The following is an 18639-nucleotide window of genomic DNA, read 5'->3' on the forward strand; positions in this document are numbered from 1 at the left end:
GATGGATTATTTACAACAACCTCAGGCCATTGAGGACAAGAGCTTTGTCATCATTGGCGACATTATTCGCGAGACACGGCCTGACTACCGTTTCGCCAGCCCGCTGCACGAAGCCATCATCAAACGTGTCATTCATACCACTGCCGATTTCGACTGGCTTGATATCCTGTGGTTCTCTCCCGATGCGCTGGCAACCCTCGGCAGCGCGCTGCGCAGCGGCTGTACCCTCTACACCGATACCACCATGGCGCTGTCGGGAATCAACAAAACGCTGCTGGCGAAGTTTGGCGGAGAAGTGAAGTGCTACATCAGTGATCCGCGCGTTGTGCGGGCCGCGAAAGAAAACAGCATCACACGTTCGATGGCAGCCGTAGACCTGGCGCTCACTGATGAAGGCGAGAAGGTCTTTGTCTTTGGCAATGCTCCCACCGCGCTGTTCCGCTTACTGGAAAAAAATGTCCAGGTGCGCGGCGTGGTCGGTGTACCGGTCGGTTTTGTCGGCGCGGCTGAATCAAAGGATGCATTGGTAGAAAGCGGCCTGCCGGGGATTGCCGCACTCGGTCGCAAAGGCGGTAGCAACGTTGCGGCGGCGATCATTAACGCGTTCCTTTATCACATGCGGGAGGCGTGATGGGCGAAGAGGCTTTCGACGCCCCGGTGTGGCACAACGGCAAAGCGCTGCGTAAAGGGTATACCACCGGTTCCTGTGCGACCGCAGCGGCAAAAGTTGCCGCACTGATGGTGCTGCGTCAGCACATCATCCATCAGGTGTCGATTGTCACCCCGTCGGGCGTCACCCTGCGCCTGAACGTGGAATCTCCCCACATTGAAGGCCAGCAGGCCATTGCCGCTATTCGTAAAGACGGTGGTGACGACGTCGACGCTACTCACGGCATGCTGATTTTTGCCCGCGTCAGCCTGAACGACAGTGGAGAGATTGTGCTCTCTGGCGGCGAAGGTGTGGGAACGGTGACCCGCAAAGGCATTGGCTTGCCTGTCGGCAGTGCCGCCATTAACCGTACGCCGCGCCAGACCATCGAAGCCGCGGTCCGTGAAGTCATCGGTCCATCGCGCGGTGCAGAGGTGGAAATCTTCGCCCCGGAAGGGGACGAGCGGGCGAAAAAAACCTATAACAGCCGACTCGGTATCCTTGGTGGGATATCGATTATTGGCACCACCGGTATTGTTACGCCGATGTCTGAAGAGAGCTGGAAGCGCTCGTTGTCGCTGGAAATGGAAATCAAACGTGCAGCCGGGCTGGAGCGCGTGGTACTGGTGCCGGGTAATCACGGCGAGCGTTTTGTCCGCGAGCAGATGGGTTTACCGGGCGACATCGTCGTCACCATGAGCAACTTCGTCGGTTTTATGATCGAAGAGGCGGTGCGCATGGGCTACAAACAAATTGTGCTCATCGGCCACCCTGGGAAACTGGTGAAAATCGCCGCCGGCATCTTCCACACGCATAGCCATATTGCCGATGCACGCATGGAAACGCTGGTCGCGCACCTGGCGCTGCTGGGCGCACCACATGAACTCTTATTGCAGGTGAGCGAGTGCGATACCACCGAAGCGGCAATGGAACACATCGACGCCGCTGGGTTTAGCCACCTTTATCACCATCTGGCCCAGCGTATCTGCCAGCGCGTCATGCTCAACCTGCGCTTCACTAAAAATCCCCCGCAGTGCGATGCCATCATGTTCTCGTTTGATAACCAGATCCTCGGGGCCAGCCGTCCGTTTGAGGCGATTGTGGAGGATCTTAGATGCTGACGGTAGTCGGAATGGGGCCAGCCTCACTGGCATTGATGACGCCGATGGCGCTGGAGGCTGTGTCTCACGCCGACGTGCTGGTGGGCGGCAAACGGCACCTTGCCCAGTTCCCGGATTTCGCGGGTGAGCTTCATGCGCTCGACGCGGACATTCCCGGTCTGATGTGCTGGATAGCCGCCCAGCAAAACCGGCGGGTGGTGGTACTGGCTTCAGGCGACCCGCTTTTTTATGGCATTGGCAAACGGCTGGTGGCGGAGTTTGGTATCGAAAAGGTGCGCATCATTCCAGGCATTAGCGCCGTGCAGTACCTCTGTTCGAAAACCGGCATCGATATGAACGATATCTGGCTCACCAGTTCCCACGGGAGAGCGGTCGATTTCGATGCGCTGGTTCATTCCCCAAAAACGGCAATGGTCACGGATGCCCACTGCGGGCCGCGAGAAATCGCCGCCGCGCTGGTGGCCCGTGGTGCCGGGAACCGCTGGATAGTGGTCGGTGAAAACCTGGCAATGGAAAACGAACGTATTCACTGGCTCAAAGCCCATGAAGTCAGTGCTCAGTATGCAATGAACGTCGTGGTGATCCTCAATGAAAGATGAACTTTTTTTACGCGGTGAAAGCGTACCGATGACCAAAGAAGGGGTCCGCGCGCTGGCGCTTTCCCGGCTGAACTTATCCCGTGCCCGCCACTTTATCGACATCGGCGCCGGCACCGGCAGCGTGTCCATTGAAGCCGCGTTATGCCATCCGCAGTTGCAGGTAACCGCCATTGAGCGCAACCCGGCGGCGCTTGGGCTACTGGAAGAGAACTGTGAGCATTTTGGCTGTCGCAATATTTCGATTGTGTCAGGTGTGGCTCCGCTGTTCGTTGAGCAACCTGCGGATGCCGTGTTTATGGGCGGCAGCGGCGGCAATTTAACTCAGTTAATTGACTGGTCACTGGCGCAGCTCATCCCCGGCGGACGCCTGGTAATGACCTTCATCCTGCAGGAGAACCTCAGCACCGCGCTGAGCCACCTGGCTGGCTGCAACGTCGCAGCGCTGGACTGCCAGCAGATTCAGGTCTCGCTGCTCCATGCGCTCGGTAGCGGCCACTACTTCAAACCGAATAACCCTGTTTTTGTGATTTCCTGCGAGAAGGAAGAGTCTCATGGCTGAACAATTTGATGCGCAAACCGTCTGGTTTGTTGGCGCGGGGCCGGGCGATCGCGAACTGATCACCCTTAAAGGCTACCGCTTACTGCAACAGGCGCAGGTGGTGATCTATGCCGGATCGCTCATCAACACCGAACTGCTTGATTACTGCCCGCCGGGTGCCGAGTGCCACGACAGCGCCGAACTGCATCTGGAGCAGATAATCGATCTGATGGAAGCAGGCGTCAAAGCCGGAAAAGTGGTGGTGCGTCTGCAAACCGGCGATGTGTCGCTTTATGGTTCAGTGCGTGAACAGGGTGAAGTGCTGACCGCGCGCGGCATTGACTGGAAGGTGGTTCCCGGCGTGAGCGCGTTCCTTGGCGCGGCGGCGGAGCTGGGCGTCGAATATACCGTCCCGGAAGTGTCGCAAAGTCTCATTATCACCCGGCTGGAAGGGCGCACGCCGGTTCCACCCCGGGAACAACTGGAGTTGTTTGCCAGCCACCAGACCTCGATGGCGATTTACCTCTCGGTACAACGCATTAACCGCGTGGCCGAACGGTTGATCGAAGGCGGTTACCCGGCAACCACGCCCGTCGCCGTGATTTATAAAGCGACCTGGCCGGAAAGCCAGACCGTGCGCGGTACGTTGGCGGATATTGCGGGCAAGGTGCGCGACGCCGGGATCCGCAAAACAGCCCTGATCCTTGTCGGCGCATTTCTCGGCGAGGAGTACCACTACTCACGTCTTTATGCAGCGGACTTTAGCCATGAATACCGTAAAGCCTGAATCAATCGCCCTGTTTTGCCTGACACCCGGCGGTGTTGCGCTGGCAAACCGGCTAAAACGGGCGCTGCCGATGACCTGCTACACCAGTGAAAAATTGCTGGAGGAGGGCTTTGTCCCCTTTGACGGCGGTTTTGCACAAGCGCTGCGTGCAGCCTTTAGCGAGCACTCCGCGCTGGTATTTATTGGCGCGACGGGCATTGCCGTACGCGTGCTGGCGCCACTGGTCAACGATAAATTCAGCGATCCGGCGGTGATCGTCATTGATGAACGTGGACAGCACGTGATCAGCCTTCTGTCAGGCCATTTTGGCGGGGCAAATGAGCTGGCTCGTTACCTGGCGGGCGTATTGGGTGCCGACCCGGTTATCACTACGGCTACGGACGTTAACGAACTGGCGGCGCTGGACACGCTTGCCTGCCAGTTGGACGCGGGCATGGAGGATCTGCGCACCGGGGTAAAGACCATCAACCACTGGCTGGTCAGCGGCAAACGCATCGGCCTGTGGTGTGACACTGCGTTACGCGCGGAGGTCGCCCGCTGCGACACGCGTGGATTCATCCCCGTTGAGTCGCTGGACGACTTGCCTGACCTCACCGCAGTGGTGTGCGTCACGGTACAGGCAACATTACCGGAACTTACCGTACCGGTCTTCAAACTGGTGCCCCGGCGCGTGGTGGCGGGAATTGGCTGTCGCCGTGATACCCCGTTTTCCGTGGTTTCCGTGCTGCTCAACCAGCAACTGGCGGCGCACTCTTTTGACCCGCTGGCGCTACGGGCTATCGGCAGCATCACTTTAAAAGAGCATGAAAAGGCGCTCACGCAACTGGCGCAACGCCTGCGCGTGCCGTTTGAGATTTTTACCGCTGATGCCTTGCGTCAGCATGAACATCGCTTCCCGGCGTCGGAGTTTGTTCGCAAGACGGCCGGTGTGGGCAGCGTCTCCGGGCCAGCAGCCTGGTTGATGAGTCACGGACAACTAGTGGGCGAAACACTGCGGGAGCAGGGCGTCACTATTACTTTGGGAGTTTCACACTGATGTTAAGCGTAATCGGAATTGGCCCAGGTTCTCAGGCCATGATGACCATGGAAGCGATCGAAGCCCTACAGGCTGCAGAAATCGTGGTGGGATACAAAACCTACACCCACCTGGTGAAATCATTCACCGGCGACAAGCAAGTGATCAAAACCGGCATGTGCAAAGAGATTGAACGCTGTCAGGCGGCCATTGAGCTGGCACAAACCGGGAAAAACGTCGCGCTGATCAGCAGTGGTGACGCGGGTATTTACGGTATGGCCGGTCTGGTACTGGAGCTGGTCAGTAAACAGAAACTTGATGTGGAAGTTCGCCTGATCCCTGGCATGACCGCCAGTATTGCCGCCGCCGCGCTGTTGGGCGCACCGCTAATGCATGACTTCTGCCACATCAGCCTCAGCGACCTGCTGACGCCCTGGCCGGTCATCGAAAAACGCATTATTGCCGCCGGTGAAGCCGATTTTGTTATCTGCTTCTATAACCCACGTAGCCGGGGGCGCGAAGGCCATCTGGCCCGTGCCTTTGAACTGCTGGCGGCCAGCAAAAGTGCGAATACGGCGGTAGGGGTAGTGAAATCTGCCGGGCGTAAAAAAGAGGAAAAATGGCTCACCACCCTCGGCGCGATGGACTTTGAGCCGGTGGATATGACCAGTCTGGTCATCGTGGGAAATAAAACTACCTACTTGGCTGATGGCCTGATGATCACGCCACGCGGTTACGTGCTGTGAGCGCAGGGAGCGTGCTGGTGATGGGCGGGACCAGCGATGCACGCCTGATTTGCCAGCAACTGGATGCCGCCGGGGTGAACTACACCCTGTCTGTCGCCACGCCCACCGGGCAGCATCTTGCCGGCGACATTCGCGGTGAAGTGCGCTGCGGGCGAATGGATTTTGCCGCCATGGTGACCTGGCTTACGCAGAACCAGACCCGCTGGGTGGTGGATGCCTCACATCCTTATGCGGAAGTGGTCAGCGACACGATCGCCCGCGCCTGCCAGCAGGTGAAGGTGCTGCTGAGCCGCTACCAGCGCCCGGACCAACTTGCGGAGCTTGAGCATCCGTTGCTGCACAAAGTACCGACCCTGGAAGCAGCGTGTGAGGTGGCAAAGGGGCTGGGACAGCGCGTGCTGTTGACCACCGGCAGTAAAGATTTAGCGCGCTGGCGCGCCGGGCTGGCTGAAAAAACGCTGCTTGCCCGCGTCCTGCCGGTGGCTGATGTCATGACGCAGTGTGCAGAAAATGGCTTCGGCGTGACGGAGATTTATGCCATGTGCGGCCCGTTTAGCGCGGAATTTAACGCCGCGTTTTACCGCCAGTGCCGGGCAGACGTGATGATCACCAAAGCATCCGGTGCCGAAGGCGGATACCAGGAAAAAGTACAACCGTGCCTTGATGCCGGTATTCCCTGCATCGTGATTACCCGCCCGATGCCTGCGGTGTCAGGCGAAGAATTACTGGAAAGCCAGGACGCCTTTTCGCAGCGACTGCGGCGCTGGCTTGCGAATCAGTGAGGATAACAACATGAAAAAAGCCCTGTTAGTGATTAGTTTTGGCACCAGTTATCACGAGACGTGTGAAAAAAATATCGTGGCATGTGAGCGCGATCTGGCGGCAAGTTGCCCTGACCGTACCCTGTTCAGAGCCTTTACCTCCGGGATGATCATTCGCAAATTAAAGCAGCGAGATAACCTGCACATTGATACCCCGCTGCAGGCGCTGCAAAAGCTGGCTGATCTGGGGTATCAGGATGTCGCCATTCAGTCGCTGCACATTATCAACGGTGACGAGTACGAAAAAATCGTCCGTGAAGTGCAGACCTTGCGTCATCTCTTCAAACGTATGGTCATCGGTGCGCCGCTGCTCAGCAGCCACGACGATTATATGCAACTGATGCAGGCGCTGGCCCGTCAGATGCCTGCGCTGAGTGACGGCGAGAAAGTGGTCTTTATGGGTCACGGCGCCAGTCATCACGCTTTTGCCGCCTATGCCTGCCTTGACCACATGATGGCGGTTCACCACTTCCCGGCACGCGTTGGGGCGGTGGAAAGCTACCCGGAAATTGACGTGGTGATCGACAGTCTTCGCCGCGAGGGCATCAGTGCCGTCCACCTGATGCCGCTGATGCTGGTCGCAGGCGACCATGCCATCAACGACATGGCCTCTGACGACGACGAGTCCTGGAAAACCCAGTTTGAACATGTCGGTATTGCCGCTACGCCGTGGCTACAGGGGCTGGGTGAGAACAGCGATATTCGCGCCATGTTCGTCGCACATTTGCATCAGGCGCTGAGCCAACAACTGGAGGAAGCCGCATGAGTGGCAAGCTTTACGCATTAGGAATTGGCCCCGGTGCCAGTGATTTAATCACTGTTCGCGCAGCGCGCATTCTGGGCAAGCTGGACGTGCTCTATGCCCCTGCGGGGCGCAAAGGGGGCGACAGCCTGGCGCTCTCCATCGTGCGGGAATATCTCGGCGAACAGACCGAAATCCGCTGTACCCACTTCCCCATGAGCGCGGACAGCGCCGAAAAAGAAGCGGTGTGGGATGAGGTGGCAGCGGCGTTAACCGCAGAAGCACAGGCCGGGAAACAGGTCGGTTTTATTACCCTCGGTGATGCCATGCTGTTCAGCACCTGGGTCTTCCTGTTGCAGCGTATCGGTCGCCCGGACTGGCTGGAAATTGTGCCCGGTGTCACCTCGTTTGCCGCCATCGCCGCCCGCACTCAAACCCCCCTTGCCATGGAGCAGCAGTCGCTGGCAGTGGTGTCCTGCACCGCGCCCGAAGAAGAGATCCGATACGCACTGGCGAACCATGAAAGCCTGGTGCTGATGAAAGTGTATGGCCGCTTTGCACGCATCAAAGCATTGCTGGCAGAAGCCGGGCTACTGGACAGGGCGCTGATGATGGCGGAAGCCACGCTCCACGGTGAACAGTGCTGGCGGCAGCTTGCGGACGTTAACGACGAGCAGGCGTTGCCCTATTTTTCGACCATCCTCGTGAACAAACAGTGGGAGAACGTATGAAACTGGAACAACAGCTTAAGCGTCTGTCGTTGAGCGGACTGGCGGCAGCCTTACTGCTGCTGGTTGTGCCGGAGCAGGCGTTTGCCATGCACATTATGGAAGGCTTTCTGCCGCCAATGTGGGCAGTAGCGTGGTGGGTGATGTTCTTACCCTGCCTGTGGTACGGGTTGGTACGCCTGCGCCAGATCGTGGCAGAAGACAGCAATCAGAAGGTGTTACTGGCACTTTGCGGCGCTTTTGTTTTCGTGCTGTCGGCGCTGAAAATTCCCTCGGTCACCGGCAGTTGTTCTCACCCAACGGGGGTTGGCCTTGCCGTGATTCTCTTCGGGCCGGGCGTGGTGGCTATCCTTGGCGCTATTGTCCTGCTGTTCCAGGCGCTGCTGCTGGCACACGGCGGTTTGACGACGCTCGGGGCCAACGGCATGTCGATGGCGGTGATCGGGCCAGTGGTGGGGTATATGGTCTGGAAAATGGCCTGCCGAGCCGGGTTGCGCCGTGATGTCTGCGTATTCTTATGCGCCATGCTGGCGGATCTGGTGACCTATTTCGTCACCTCTGTACAACTGGGCGTGGCCTTCCCTGATCCACAAGCGGGTGCAACCGGGTCAGTCGTGAAATTCATGGGTATTTTCTGCCTGACGCAGATTCCGATTGCCATTGCCGAAGGACTCCTGACGGTCATGATCTACGACCAGCTCACTAAACGACAGCTGATCGTCGCACAAGGACATTAAAATGAAAAAGACACTGATTTTACTCGCCATGGTTATCGCGCTGGTAATTCTCCCTTTCTTTATTAATCACGGCGGAGAATATGGCGGATCTGACGGCGAAGCGGAAAGCCAGATTCAGGTGGTCGCACCGCATTATCAACCCTGGTTCCAGCCGTTGTATGAACCGGCCAGCGGCGAAATTGAGAGTCTGCTTTTCACCCTGCAAGGGTCTATTGGCGCGGCGGTGATTTTCTACATTCTCGGCTACATGAAAGGCAGACAGCGTGTTGACGAACGGGCTTGATCGCCTGAGTTACCAGAGCCGTTGGTTTCACGTTGCCCCGGAGCGCAAATTTCTGTTCTGGCTGCTGATGATGATACTGGCCTTTACGCTGCCACCCGCAGGGCAGGGTATATTGCTGATGTGCCAGGCGGCCTTTACCTGTTGGCTGCTGCGTATGACCTTCTGGCGCTGGCTACGCTGGATGGCCATTCCTCTGGCATTTTTGCTGGTGGGCGTGCTGACTATTTTGTTCAGTGTGACCAGCGACCCGACACATTTATTGGTGGGGGTTCCGCTCGGTTCCTGGTGGCTGGGGGTGATGCCGGAAGGTGCGACGATGGCAAATGCGACGCTCTGGCGCAGTCTGGCGGCCCTGGCGGCCACCTTTTGGCTGGTGCTTAATTTGCCGTTTCCTCAACTCATCATATTGCTGCAAAAAGCGCGCGTGCCGCGTCTGTTGACGGAGCAGATCCTGCTCACCTGGCGGTTTATTTTTATCCTGCTGGATGAAGCGATGGCCATACACCGGGCGCAGACGCTGCGCTTCGGTTATCGCTCCTTACCACAGAGCTACCGCTCACTGGCGATGCTGGTGGGACTGTTATTTACCCGCGTGCTACAGCGTTATAAAGCGCTGGCCATCACGCTGGATATCAAACTCTATCAGGGTGATTTTCACCTGTAAGGAACACAATGCTGGCGACTGACGCGCTGTGGTTCAGCTACCAGGATGCGCCCACGCTTAAGGGATTAACGCTCGATTTCTCGCGGCAATCGGTGAGCGGATTGATCGGCGCGAACGGCTGCGGAAAATCGACGCTGTTTATGAACCTGAGCGGCATCCTCCGCCCACAGCAGGGTGCGGTGTTATGGCAGGGTAAACCGCTTGATTACAGTAAGCGCGGGCTGCTGGCATTGCGACAGCAGGTGGCGACTGTCTTTCAGGACCCGGACCAGCAGATTTTCTATACCGATATCGACAGTGATATTGCCTTCGCGCTGCGCAATATCGGCGTGCCGGCGGCCGACATCGCCCGGCGAATCGATGATGCACTGACGCTCGTGGACGCCCAGTCCTTTCGTCATCAGCCCATTCAGTGCCTGAGCCACGGGCAGAAAAAGCGCGTGGCCATTGCGGGGGCATTGGTCTTACAGGCTAAATACCTTTTGCTCGATGAGCCCACCGCGGGGCTGGATCCTTCCGGCCGGGCGCAAATGATCGACATCATTCAACGCATCGTGGCCCAGGGAAATCATGTGGTGATCTCGAGCCATGACATTGATTTGATTTATGAGGTCTGCGATGCGGTGTATGTTCTGCGGCGCGGTGAGCTGCTGGTCGAAGGGACGCCGGGTGAGGTGTTTGCGCAAAAAACGCACCTTGAACAAGCCGGGCTGACCCAACCGTGGCTGGTAAAATTACATACCGAACTGGGGATGCCGCTTTGCAAGAGTGAAGCGGAACTGTATGCCCGTATGCGGGCGACACACATTCAGGAGGCATCATGACGCTGGCTATCATGCTGCAGGGAACGGCCTCAGACGTGGGTAAAAGCGTGCTGGTGGCGGGGCTATGCCGCATCCTGTTTCAGGATGGACTGAAGACGGCCCCCTTCAAATCACAAAATATGGCGCTCAACTCGGGCATTACGCCGGACGGTCAGGAAATGGGGCGCGCGCAGATTTTTCAGGCGGAAGCGGCAGGCATCGTGCCGGACGTGCGCATGAATCCTGTCCTGCTCAAGCCCACCAGCGATCGTAAAGCACAGGTGGTGTTGATGGGTAAAGTCGCCACCGATATGGATGCCGTGAGCTATCACGAATACAAACCGCGCCTGCGCGAGCAAATTATCAGCGTCTACCAGAGCCTGGCGTACGAGTACGATGCCATTGTGCTGGAGGGGGCGGGAAGCCCGGCGGAAATTAACCTGCGCGATCGCGATATCGTCAATATGGGCATGGCCGAGATGGCAAAATGTCCGGTGGTGCTGGTGGCGGATATCGACCGGGGTGGGGTGTTTGCCTCCATTTATGGCACCCTGGCCCTGTTGCAGGCGCACGAACGCTGGCGGGTAAAAGGGGTCATCATCAATAAATTCCGTGGTGACGTGGCCCTGCTGACGCCCGGCATCAAACAAATTGAAGATCTGACCGGGGTGCCGGTGATCGGCGTGATGCCGTGGCTGGACGTGGATCTGGAAGACGAGGACGGCGTGGCGCTCCAGCGCGGCAAGTACCTGCGAACCGGCGAACGGGCGGTGGATATCGCCGTTGTCCAGTTGCCACACATCTCGAACTTTACCGATTTTAACGCCCTGGCCGCCCAGCCGGACGTGCGGGTGCACTACGTTCGCTCGCATGACGAGTTACGCAATACCGATCTGATTATCTTACCCGGCAGCAAAAATACGTTGGGAGATCTGACCTGGCTGCAGGAGAGCGGGTTAGCGCAGGCGGTGTTACAGGCTAGCCGTAACGGTGTGCCGGTGCTCGGGGTTTGTGGCGGTTACCAGATGCTGGGGGAGACCATCATTGACGACGTGGAGTCCGGCCTCGGCACGTTGCCCGGTCTCGGACTGCTGAACACGGTGACCCATTTTGCTGCCAACAAAACCACCACCCTGGTCGGGGCAACGGTGCAAACAGATTTACCCGGTTTGTTGACGGCATGTGGCAATCTGGCGCTCAAGGGCTATGAGATCCACATGGGCGAAACCACCCTGGCGGCTGGCTGCCGGGCGCTGTTGTGGCTGGAAAAAAACGGCGTGCAGATTGCCGACGGCGCCGTCAGTGACAATGGCCTGGTGTTCGGTACCTATCTGCACGGCCTTTTTGACAGCGACGCATTTACCCGCGCGCTGGTGAATGCCCTGCGTACACGTAAAGGGTTTCCTGAACTGGACATCACCGTGGATTACGCGCAGTACAAATCACAGCAGTTCGATCTGCTGGCGGACGGCATGCGCAAACATATCGACATCGACAGGATCTATCAGATTATGCATCAGCACCAGGAGCAGACATGTTAACGCTGGTCACCGGCGGAGCGCGCAGTGGAAAAAGCCGCCATGCCGAATCGCTCGTCTCACAGGCGAAAGAGGTGCTTTACATCGCCACTTCGCAGATTTATGACGCGGAAATGGCAGCCCGCATCCAGCACCACCGTGATGGACGCCCCGCGCACTGGCGAACCGAAGAGCGCTGGCAGGATCTTGCCGACATCATCACCACCGGGCATTCCCCGGAAGAAGCCATTCTGCTGGAGTGCATCACCACCATGGTGACCAATTTGCTGTTTGCGTACGGCGGAGACAATGACCCGGATAGCTGGGACTACGATGCCCTTGAAGTGCAGGTACAGGCACAGATCGAAAACCTGATTGCCGCCTGCGCGCACTGCCCGGCGTCCGTGGTGCTGGTAACCAACGAAGTGGGGATGGGGATCGTGCCGGAAAACCGTCTCGCCCGCCATTTTCGTGACATCGCCGGACGGGTGAATCAGCGTCTGGCGCAGGCTGCCGATGCGGTCTGGCTGGTGGTGTCGGGGATTGGAGTCAAAATAAAATGAGCAAACTGTTATGGGCGACCTTCGCCTTTATCACCCGGTTGCCGGTACCCGAGCGCTGGACGGACGGGCTGGAAACCAAAGATTACGTACGCTGTATTGTCAATTTCCCGCTGGTGGGGCTCACGCTCGGTGCGCTCAGCGGCGTGGTCTGGATGGTGCTCGAACCCTGGTGCGGCACACCGCTGGCGGCACTCTTCACCGTGCTGGCGCTCGCGCTGTTGACCGGCGGGTTTCATCTTGATGGGCTGGCGGATACGTGCGACGGCGTGTTCTCCGCCCGCACGCGTGAGCGGATGCTGGAGATCATGCGTGACAGCCGCCTTGGTACCCACGGTGGGCTGGCGCTGGTGTTTGTGCTGGTGGCAAAAGTTCTGGTCATCAGTGAGTTAAGCTTGCGCGGTCTGTCGATACCCGCCGCGCTGGGCGCAGCCTGTGCCGCCGGGCGCGGTTGTGCGGTCGTGATGATGCACGGTCACCGCTATGCCCGCGAAGAGGGGCTCGGCAATCTGTTTATCGGCAAGGTCACTTTCCGCCAGACGCTGATTACCCTCGCGCTGGCGCTGGTGGTTGCCGTTGGCCTGGAGGGGGTGAAAGGGCTGATCGCACTGGTTATCACGACGCTTGCGATTTTGCTGCTCGGTTGGATGCTCAAACGCACGCTGGGCGGGCAGACGGGCGACACGCTCGGTGCCGGCATTGAACTGGGTGAACTGGTCTTTCTTCTGGCGCTGCTCTGAGCAGTCCATTAAATCTGATGAGAATTCCTATGCAAACACTGACTTCGATACTGGCATCCATACCCGCGCCCGACAAAGGTGCCATGGCTCAGGCGCAACAGCACATTGACGGCTTACTGAAGCCCCCGGGCAGCCTGGGGCGACTGGAGTCTCTGGCGGTGCAGCTTGCCGGAATGCCAGGATTAGGGGGGAAACCGCAGTCGGGCAAGAAAGCGATCATCGTGATGTGCGCCGATCACGGCGTATGGCACGAAGGGGTCGCGATCTCCCCGCAGATTGTCACCGCGATTCAGGCAGCAAATATGACTCAGGGCACTACCGGCGTATGCGTACTGGCCGCCCAGGCGGGAGCAAAAGTGCATGTGCTGGATGTCGGGATCGACAGCGATCCCATCCCAGGAGTGGTGAATATGAAAGTGGCGCGCGGCAGCGGTAACATCGCGCAGGGGCCGGCGATGCATGCAGCGCAGGCGCAGGAACTGCTGCTGGAGACGATTCGCTATACCCGTGAACTGGCCGCCGACGGCGTACAACTCTTCGGCGTCGGCGAGCTTGGCATGGCGAATACCACCCCAGCCGCGGCGATCGTCAGTGTGCTGACGGGTGAGGCGCCGGAAGAGGTGGTTGGTATTGGCGCGAACCTGCCGGAATCGCAGCTCGGGCATAAAGCGCAGGTGGTGCGTCGGGCTATTGCGGTCAACCAGCCGAATGCGCAGGACGGCCTGGACGTGCTGACCAAAGTCGGTGGTTTTGATCTGCTGGGGATGACCGGAGTGATGCTGGGAGCCGCTTCCTGTGGTCTGCCGGTGGTGCTGGATGGTTTCCTCTCTTACGCCTCGGCGCTGGCGGCCTGCCGCATCGAACCTGGAGTGAAGGATTATCTTATTCCGTCTCATTTGTCGGCGGAGAAAGGGGCGCGCATTGCCCTGCAAAACCTCGGGCTTGAGCCATATCTCAACATGGGGATGCGTCTGGGAGAGGGCAGCGGTGCCGCGCTGGCGATGCAACTGGTGGATGCCGCCTGCGCGATGCACAACAATATGGGCACCCTCGCCAACAGCAATATCGTGTTGCCGGAGACGAAGTAACAGACCGCACGATCGGTCCCCTCTCCCTCGAGGGCTGAGGAATCCCCAGTAATATTACGTTTTACAGCGATAAAACGGCCCATGAGAATAAAACTGTCACCGCGATGGCAGGGTCCGGCTGAAAATCGACGAAGCGTGTCCGTAAGGCCGGGGCGCCGCGCAGGGATGCGCGGCGAGGGCGACTTTACAGGGAGGTTACCTTCGCCCGTCCCCGATAAGCCTGAAGGAATATGCGCAGTGGACCGCGCCAGCGGCGATTTTCCTCGCCGGGAGCCCGGGTCGCCAGGGCGGTGGCGGTGAACCGCCCTGGCACGTTCACGGGTTCTGGAGCGATAGAAAAGCAAGGAACATAAGGTGAACGGAATGACCACCAGAGCCGCATTTACCCCCTCACCCTGGCCCTCTCCCCGGTGTGATCTGAACCCCGAAACCTGGAATCCCAAACCAGTTTTTCGGAGGTTCTTATGAAGTACACATTCGACATTAAGCTGGCCGCCGTCCGGGCGTATGTGGAGGGCGGCAACAGCCTCACATCCACTGCACGCCAGTACGGCTGTCCCGAGCCCTCTCTTCGTGCCTGGGTCAGCGCTTACGGCTTTCATGGTGAGGCTGCACTTCGCCCCTCACGCCGTTCTTACTCCGATGATTTTCGCCTTCAGGTCATCCAGACCATGCAGCGTGAACATCTCTCTGTGCGAATGACGGCTGCACGGTTTAATATTCCTGATCACAAAACAGTCAGTAGCTGGGCCAGACGCGCAGCAAACGGACAGTTAGCGCCAGACAGTCACGAGGATAAACATATGATCCGTAAGCCATCACATCGCGGTAAACCGCCTGAGGAAATGACACCGGAACAACTGGTTGATGAAGTGCTTTACCTGCGTGCCGAAAAAGCTTATCTGGAAAAGCTGGACGCCCTGATGAAAGAAAAAGCGCAAAAGGGAAAGAAAAAGCCCTTATCGTCAGGGCACTGATCCCCGAACACCGGCTGTCCCGCTTGCTGGAAGCGGCTGAGCTTGCGCAAAGCACATGGTATGACCGGCAAAAGCGCGACGCACGTGTGGTCAGTCCGGATCCGATATGCGACCTCATTATGTCCACTGCTGTTCGCCATAAACGGCGCTACGGCTACCGGCGGGTGACAAATGAGCTGCAGGCGCAGGGCCACCGCATTAACCATAAAAAAGTGTCGAGGTTGATGAGAGAGCTGGACTGTCAGGCGCTGACACGCAGGAAGAAATACCGGAGCTGGCAGGGGGCCGCTGAACTGGAGCCCGTCGACAATCTGTTAAACAGGGACTTCAGCGCTGACACGTGGGGAGTGAAACTGGTAACCGATGTGACGGAGTTCCGGGTGGGCAACGCGAAACTGTATCTGTCTGTGGTAATGGACCTTTACAACAGGGAAATAGTGGCGGCCAATATGGCATCGCGTCCGGCGTATGTGCTGGCGGAAAAAATGCTGGATGCCCTGCTGAGTTCAGGCACTGTCAGACAGGGAGCGGTACTGCACAGCGATCAGGGCTGGATGTATCGGATGCGTCAATGGCGAAGCACGCTGGAGAAACACGGGCTCCACCAGAGCATGTCGCGACGGGGTAACTGTCTGGATAATGCGGCAATGGAGAGCTTCTTCGCGGTGCTGAAAACGGAGATGTTCTACGGAATAAGGTATGAAAACGTGTCGGAGCTGGAAACGGCGACAGGGAAATACATCCATTACTATAACCATGACAGAATAAAGATGGGACTGGGAGGGCTGAGCCCGGTAAATTACCGGACTCAGTGGCACGCTCAGACCTGAATCTGTTCCAGGTTATGGGGTTCAGATCAGTGGGGCGAGGGGACCGCTCGTGCCTGCTTTTATTGCGGTAGGATCAGCATATTAGGGCGAGTACAACACGCTATTCCCTAAGACTTCCCCTCCCGCATCACCTGCAGCAACGTATCCACCAGTCCCGGAAAACGGGCGTCTAAATCTTCCCGACGCAGTGAAATCATATTCTCGCGTCCCTGTGGACGCTGCCAGATGACGCCACTGTCACGCAGCACCCGCCAGTGGTGGGTCATCGTAGACTTGGCTATTTCCTCCGGGCGTAACGCGTTACAGCTTAGTTCACTGCCATCGGCGAGTCGCTTGACCATCGCCAGACGCAGTGGGTTGCCGAGGGCAAAAAGGACGTTTTCCAGCAATATTTGTTCGGTATCGGGATGATTCGGGATCATTTGACTCCTGGCGTCATAGGGTTGAGCAATATCAACAATCGCTCAATCATAAGAAAATAGTTCGAACATACTCGTACAATAGGACTATTATACTCAACGAACGAACACGCGACCATCCCGGTCGCGATTTTAATTGTCACACTGACTAAGGACGCATCATGCCCCGACCCATCCCCCTCGAACGTTATCGCAACATCGGTATCTCCGCGCATATCGATGCCGGTAAAACGACAACCACCGAGCGCATCCTGTTTTACACCGGGATGAGCCACAAACTGGGTGAAGTACACGATGGCGCGGCAACTACCGACTGGATGGCGCAGGAGCAAGAGCGCGGAATCACCATTACCTCCGCCGCCGTGAGCTGCTTCTGGCCGGGTATGGACGGAGGTTTTGAGCCGCACCGTATCAACATTATCGACACCCCAGGGCACGTGGATTTCACCATTGAGGTGGAACGTTCCATGCGCGTACTCGACGGTGCGGTAATGGTGTATGACTCCGTCGGCGGCGTACAGCCGCAATCGGAAACCGTCTGGCGGCAGGCCAACAAGTACCACGTACCGCGCCTGGCGTTCGTCAACAAAATGGACCGCCCGGGGGCCGATTTCTTCCGCGTGGTGCAGATGATGATCGATCGCCTGAAGGCGAACCCGGTGCCGATTGTTATCCCTGTCGGTGCGGAAGAGCACTTCACCGGCGTGGTGGATCTCATCAAAATGCGCGCCATTCTTTGGGACGACGCCACGCAGGGCATGACCTTCAGCTATGCGCCGGTGCCGGATGACCTGCTGGCGACCGCCCAGGTCTGGCGGGAGAAAATGGTCTCGGCGGCGGCCGAAGCCAGCGAGGCGCTGATGGATAAATATCTCGAAACCGGCGACCTCGACGAAGCCGAGATCATCAACGGGCTGCGTATTCGCACCGTAGCGGGTGAAATCCAGCCGATGCTGTGTGGTAGTGCCTTTAAAAACAAAGGTGTGCAGCGCATGCTCGACGCGGTGGTGGAACTGATGCCATCGCCGCTGGATATCCCGGCTATCCAGGGTGTAGATGAAAAAGGCCAGCCTGCTGAACGGCACCCGAGCGATGATGAACCCTTCTCGGCGCTGGCGTTCAAGCTGATGACTGACCCTTACGTCGGCCAGTTGACCTTTATTCGCGTCTATTCCGGCGTGTTGAGAAAAGGTGACGCAGTGTGGAACCCGGTCAAAGGGAAGAAAGAGCGTATTGGTCGTATCGTGCAGATGCATGCTAACGACCGACATGAAGTGGACGAACTGCGCGCGGGTGACATTGCCGCCTGTGTCGGGCTGAAAGATGTGACCACCGGCGACACCCTGAGTGACCCGGATGCGGTGATTACACTTGAGCGCATGGAGTTCCCGGAACCGGTGATTTCGCTCGCGATCGAGCCGAAAACCAAAGCCGACCAGGAAAAAATGGGCATTGCGTTGCAGCGCCTGGCATCGGAAGACCCGTCGTTCCGTCTGCATACTGACGAAGAGTCCGGCCAGACCATTATTTCCGGGATGGGTGAACTGCACCTGGAGATTATCGTCGATCGCATGAAACGCGAGTTTGGCGTGGAGGCGAACATCGGTCGTCCGCAGGTCACCTACCGCGAGACGTTACGTAAAACGGTGAAAGAGGTGGAAGGCAAGTTTGTGCGCCAGTCCGGCGGTAAAGGGCAGTACGGTCATGTCGTGCTGAGCCTGGAACCTCTGGAACCGGGTCGTGGCTTTCTGTTTGAAGATGCCACCAAAGGCGGCGTGGTGCCGCGCGAGTATATTCCGTCAGTGGAAAAAGGCTTGCGTGAAGCCATGAACAGCGGCGTGCTGGCGGGCTACCCGGTGGTGGACGTGAAAGTGACCCTGACGTTTGGTTCGTATCATGATGTTGACTCCTCGGAAATGGCGTTCCGCATGGCGGCCATCTTCGGCTTCAAAGAGGGGGCCCGCAGAGCAGATCCGGCGATTCTGGAGCCGGTGATGCATGTGGAAGTGGAAACGCCGGAAGAGTATGCCGGGAACATTATGGGCGATCTCTCTTCCCGTCGCGGAATGGTGCAGGGTATGGAAGAGCGCTTCGGTAGCCAGATTATTCGGGCTGACGTGCCGCTGGCGGAAATGTTCGGGTACTCGACCACGCTGCGTTCCATGTCGCAAGGGCGCGCCACTTACAGTATGGAGTTCCATCACTACGCGGAAGCGCCGCGCAACGTGGCGGACGCCATCATTGCCAGTCGTGCAAAAGCGTAACAATCCTGACC

At 58.1% G+C, this 18639-nt stretch carries 22 protein-coding genes; 21 read left to right on the top strand and 1 reads right to left on the bottom strand.

Going from position 1 to position 18639, the window contains the following annotated elements:
- Position 1: 1 nt before the first annotated feature.
- The 20 genes from ACUY4Q_RS09025 to ACUY4Q_RS09120 all read left to right on the top strand — a co-directional run bounded on the left by ACUY4Q_RS09025 (position 2) and on the right by ACUY4Q_RS09120 (position 15945).
- Positions 2–631: a cobalt-precorrin-8 methylmutase gene (locus ACUY4Q_RS09025; protein WP_458047300.1), complete on the top strand. Its 630-nt coding sequence runs from the start codon at positions 2–4 to the stop codon at positions 629–631.
- Positions 631–1770, top strand: a complete 1140-nt coding sequence (gene cbiD, locus ACUY4Q_RS09030) for a cobalt-precorrin-5B (C(1))-methyltransferase CbiD (protein WP_458046697.1) — start codon at positions 631–633, stop codon at positions 1768–1770. Before ACUY4Q_RS09025 ends, cbiD begins: the two co-directional genes overlap by 1 nt.
- Positions 1764–2369 carry a precorrin-6y C5,15-methyltransferase (decarboxylating) subunit CbiE gene (cbiE, locus tag ACUY4Q_RS09035; protein WP_458046698.1) on the top strand — a complete coding sequence of 202 codons (606 nt, stop codon included), beginning with the start codon at positions 1764–1766 and terminating at the stop codon, positions 2367–2369. The genes cbiD and cbiE overlap by 7 nt, the downstream gene beginning before the upstream one ends.
- Positions 2359–2928 (top strand): decarboxylating cobalt-precorrin-6B (C(15))-methyltransferase, encoded by a 570-nt coding sequence (locus tag ACUY4Q_RS09040; protein WP_458046699.1) that lies wholly within the window; start codon positions 2359–2361, stop codon positions 2926–2928. The genes cbiE and ACUY4Q_RS09040 overlap by 11 nt, the downstream gene beginning before the upstream one ends.
- On the top strand, positions 2921–3694 hold the full coding sequence (locus ACUY4Q_RS09045; RefSeq protein ID WP_458046700.1) for a cobalt-precorrin-4 methyltransferase: 774 nt from the start codon (positions 2921–2923) through the stop codon (positions 3692–3694). The genes ACUY4Q_RS09040 and ACUY4Q_RS09045 overlap by 8 nt, the downstream gene beginning before the upstream one ends.
- Positions 3675–4730: a cobalt-precorrin 5A hydrolase gene (cbiG, locus tag ACUY4Q_RS09050; protein WP_458046701.1), complete on the top strand. Its 1056-nt coding sequence runs from the start codon at positions 3675–3677 to the stop codon at positions 4728–4730. Before ACUY4Q_RS09045 ends, cbiG begins: the two co-directional genes overlap by 20 nt.
- A complete protein-coding gene (locus ACUY4Q_RS09055; RefSeq protein WP_458046702.1) occupies positions 4730–5455 on the top strand; it encodes a precorrin-3B C(17)-methyltransferase in 726 nt (241 codons plus the stop codon). Before cbiG ends, ACUY4Q_RS09055 begins: the two co-directional genes overlap by 1 nt.
- Entirely contained in the window at positions 5452–6237 is a 786-nt protein-coding gene (locus ACUY4Q_RS09060) for a cobalt-precorrin-6A reductase (protein WP_458046703.1), read from the top strand. Before ACUY4Q_RS09055 ends, ACUY4Q_RS09060 begins: the two co-directional genes overlap by 4 nt.
- Positions 6238–6247: 10 nt before the next feature.
- Positions 6248–7042 carry a sirohydrochlorin cobaltochelatase gene (gene cbiK, locus ACUY4Q_RS09065; RefSeq protein WP_458046704.1) on the top strand — a complete coding sequence of 265 codons (795 nt, stop codon included), beginning with the start codon at positions 6248–6250 and terminating at the stop codon, positions 7040–7042.
- On the top strand, positions 7039–7749 hold the full coding sequence (locus ACUY4Q_RS09070) for a cobalt-factor II C(20)-methyltransferase (RefSeq protein WP_458046705.1): 711 nt from the start codon (positions 7039–7041) through the stop codon (positions 7747–7749). The genes cbiK and ACUY4Q_RS09070 overlap by 4 nt, the downstream gene beginning before the upstream one ends.
- Positions 7746–8483, top strand: coding sequence for a cobalt ECF transporter S component CbiM (gene cbiM / locus ACUY4Q_RS09075; protein ID WP_458046706.1), 738 nt, complete (start codon positions 7746–7748; stop codon positions 8481–8483). The genes ACUY4Q_RS09070 and cbiM overlap by 4 nt, the downstream gene beginning before the upstream one ends.
- A gap of 1 nt (position 8484) precedes the next feature.
- Positions 8485–8766, top strand: a complete 282-nt coding sequence (locus ACUY4Q_RS09080) for an energy-coupling factor ABC transporter substrate-binding protein (RefSeq protein WP_458046707.1) — start codon at positions 8485–8487, stop codon at positions 8764–8766.
- Positions 8750–9430 carry an energy-coupling factor ABC transporter transmembrane protein gene (locus ACUY4Q_RS09085; RefSeq protein ID WP_458047301.1) on the top strand — a complete coding sequence of 227 codons (681 nt, stop codon included), beginning with the start codon at positions 8750–8752 and terminating at the stop codon, positions 9428–9430. The genes ACUY4Q_RS09080 and ACUY4Q_RS09085 overlap by 17 nt, the downstream gene beginning before the upstream one ends.
- A gap of 8 nt (positions 9431–9438) precedes the next feature.
- Complete coding sequence (locus tag ACUY4Q_RS09090) at positions 9439–10254, top strand: energy-coupling factor ABC transporter ATP-binding protein (protein ID WP_458046708.1); 816 nt, start codon at positions 9439–9441, stop codon at positions 10252–10254.
- On the top strand, positions 10251–11774 hold the full coding sequence (locus tag ACUY4Q_RS09095; protein ID WP_458046709.1) for a cobyric acid synthase: 1524 nt from the start codon (positions 10251–10253) through the stop codon (positions 11772–11774). Before ACUY4Q_RS09090 ends, ACUY4Q_RS09095 begins: the two co-directional genes overlap by 4 nt.
- Positions 11768–12313 carry a bifunctional adenosylcobinamide kinase/adenosylcobinamide-phosphate guanylyltransferase gene (gene cobU, locus ACUY4Q_RS09100; RefSeq protein WP_458046710.1) on the top strand — a complete coding sequence of 182 codons (546 nt, stop codon included), beginning with the start codon at positions 11768–11770 and terminating at the stop codon, positions 12311–12313. The genes ACUY4Q_RS09095 and cobU overlap by 7 nt, the downstream gene beginning before the upstream one ends.
- Positions 12310–13050, top strand: a complete 741-nt coding sequence (cobS, locus tag ACUY4Q_RS09105) for an adenosylcobinamide-GDP ribazoletransferase (protein ID WP_458046711.1) — start codon at positions 12310–12312, stop codon at positions 13048–13050. The genes cobU and cobS overlap by 4 nt, the downstream gene beginning before the upstream one ends.
- 29 nt (positions 13051–13079) lie before the next feature.
- Entirely contained in the window at positions 13080–14138 is a 1059-nt protein-coding gene (cobT, locus tag ACUY4Q_RS09110) for a nicotinate-nucleotide--dimethylbenzimidazole phosphoribosyltransferase (protein ID WP_458046712.1), read from the top strand.
- Between the two features lie 464 nt (positions 14139–14602).
- Positions 14603–15115, top strand: a complete 513-nt coding sequence (locus ACUY4Q_RS09115; protein WP_072042734.1) for a helix-turn-helix domain-containing protein — start codon at positions 14603–14605, stop codon at positions 15113–15115.
- A gap of 14 nt (positions 15116–15129) precedes the next feature.
- Entirely contained in the window at positions 15130–15945 is an 816-nt protein-coding gene (locus ACUY4Q_RS09120; RefSeq protein WP_458047302.1) for an IS3 family transposase, read from the top strand.
- A gap of 107 nt (positions 15946–16052) precedes the next feature.
- Here ACUY4Q_RS09120 and ACUY4Q_RS09125 read toward each other — a convergent pair whose 3' ends face one another.
- A complete protein-coding gene (locus ACUY4Q_RS09125) occupies positions 16053–16367 on the bottom strand; it encodes an ArsR/SmtB family transcription factor (RefSeq protein WP_458046713.1) in 315 nt (104 codons plus the stop codon).
- Positions 16368–16525: 158 nt separating this feature from the next.
- Here ACUY4Q_RS09125 and fusA point away from each other — a divergent pair, with 158 nt between their 5' ends.
- Positions 16526–18628, top strand: coding sequence for an elongation factor G (fusA, locus tag ACUY4Q_RS09130; protein WP_458046714.1), 2103 nt, complete (start codon positions 16526–16528; stop codon positions 18626–18628).
- Positions 18629–18639 lie beyond the last annotated feature (11 nt).

It is taken from the genome of Phytobacter cepae (assembly GCF_054165735.1).

Bases quoted from the DNA above. Each gene is read 5' to 3' on its own strand.
- cbiM (WP_458046706.1), top strand. From the start codon at position 7,746: ATGAAACTGGAACAACAGCTTAAGCGTCTGTCGTTGAGCGGACTGGCG.
- cbiD (WP_458046697.1), top strand. From the start codon at position 631: ATGGGCGAAGAGGCTTTCGACGCCCCGGTGTGGCACAACGGCAAAGCG.
- ACUY4Q_RS09025 (WP_458047300.1), top strand. From the start codon at position 2: ATGGATTATTTACAACAACCTCAGGCCATTGAGGACAAGAGCTTTGTC.
- ACUY4Q_RS09040 (WP_458046699.1), top strand. From the start codon at position 2,359: ATGAAAGATGAACTTTTTTTACGCGGTGAAAGCGTACCGATGACCAAA.
- ACUY4Q_RS09055 (WP_458046702.1), top strand. From the start codon at position 4,730: ATGTTAAGCGTAATCGGAATTGGCCCAGGTTCTCAGGCCATGATGACC.
- cbiK (WP_458046704.1), top strand. From the start codon at position 6,248: ATGAAAAAAGCCCTGTTAGTGATTAGTTTTGGCACCAGTTATCACGAG.
- fusA (WP_458046714.1), top strand. From the start codon at position 16,526: ATGCCCCGACCCATCCCCCTCGAACGTTATCGCAACATCGGTATCTCC.
- ACUY4Q_RS09125 (WP_458046713.1), bottom strand. From the start codon at position 16,367: ATGATCCCGAATCATCCCGATACCGAACAAATATTGCTGGAAAACGTC.
- ACUY4Q_RS09070 (WP_458046705.1), top strand. From the start codon at position 7,039: ATGAGTGGCAAGCTTTACGCATTAGGAATTGGCCCCGGTGCCAGTGAT.
- ACUY4Q_RS09115 (WP_072042734.1), top strand. From the start codon at position 14,603: ATGAAGTACACATTCGACATTAAGCTGGCCGCCGTCCGGGCGTATGTG.
- cobS (WP_458046711.1), top strand. From the start codon at position 12,310: ATGAGCAAACTGTTATGGGCGACCTTCGCCTTTATCACCCGGTTGCCG.
- cbiG (WP_458046701.1), top strand. From the start codon at position 3,675: ATGAATACCGTAAAGCCTGAATCAATCGCCCTGTTTTGCCTGACACCC.
- cobU (WP_458046710.1), top strand. From the start codon at position 11,768: ATGTTAACGCTGGTCACCGGCGGAGCGCGCAGTGGAAAAAGCCGCCAT.
- cbiE (WP_458046698.1), top strand. From the start codon at position 1,764: ATGCTGACGGTAGTCGGAATGGGGCCAGCCTCACTGGCATTGATGACG.
- ACUY4Q_RS09045 (WP_458046700.1), top strand. From the start codon at position 2,921: ATGGCTGAACAATTTGATGCGCAAACCGTCTGGTTTGTTGGCGCGGGG.
- ACUY4Q_RS09080 (WP_458046707.1), top strand. From the start codon at position 8,485: ATGAAAAAGACACTGATTTTACTCGCCATGGTTATCGCGCTGGTAATT.
- ACUY4Q_RS09090 (WP_458046708.1), top strand. From the start codon at position 9,439: ATGCTGGCGACTGACGCGCTGTGGTTCAGCTACCAGGATGCGCCCACG.
- cobT (WP_458046712.1), top strand. From the start codon at position 13,080: ATGCAAACACTGACTTCGATACTGGCATCCATACCCGCGCCCGACAAA.
- ACUY4Q_RS09095 (WP_458046709.1), top strand. From the start codon at position 10,251: ATGACGCTGGCTATCATGCTGCAGGGAACGGCCTCAGACGTGGGTAAA.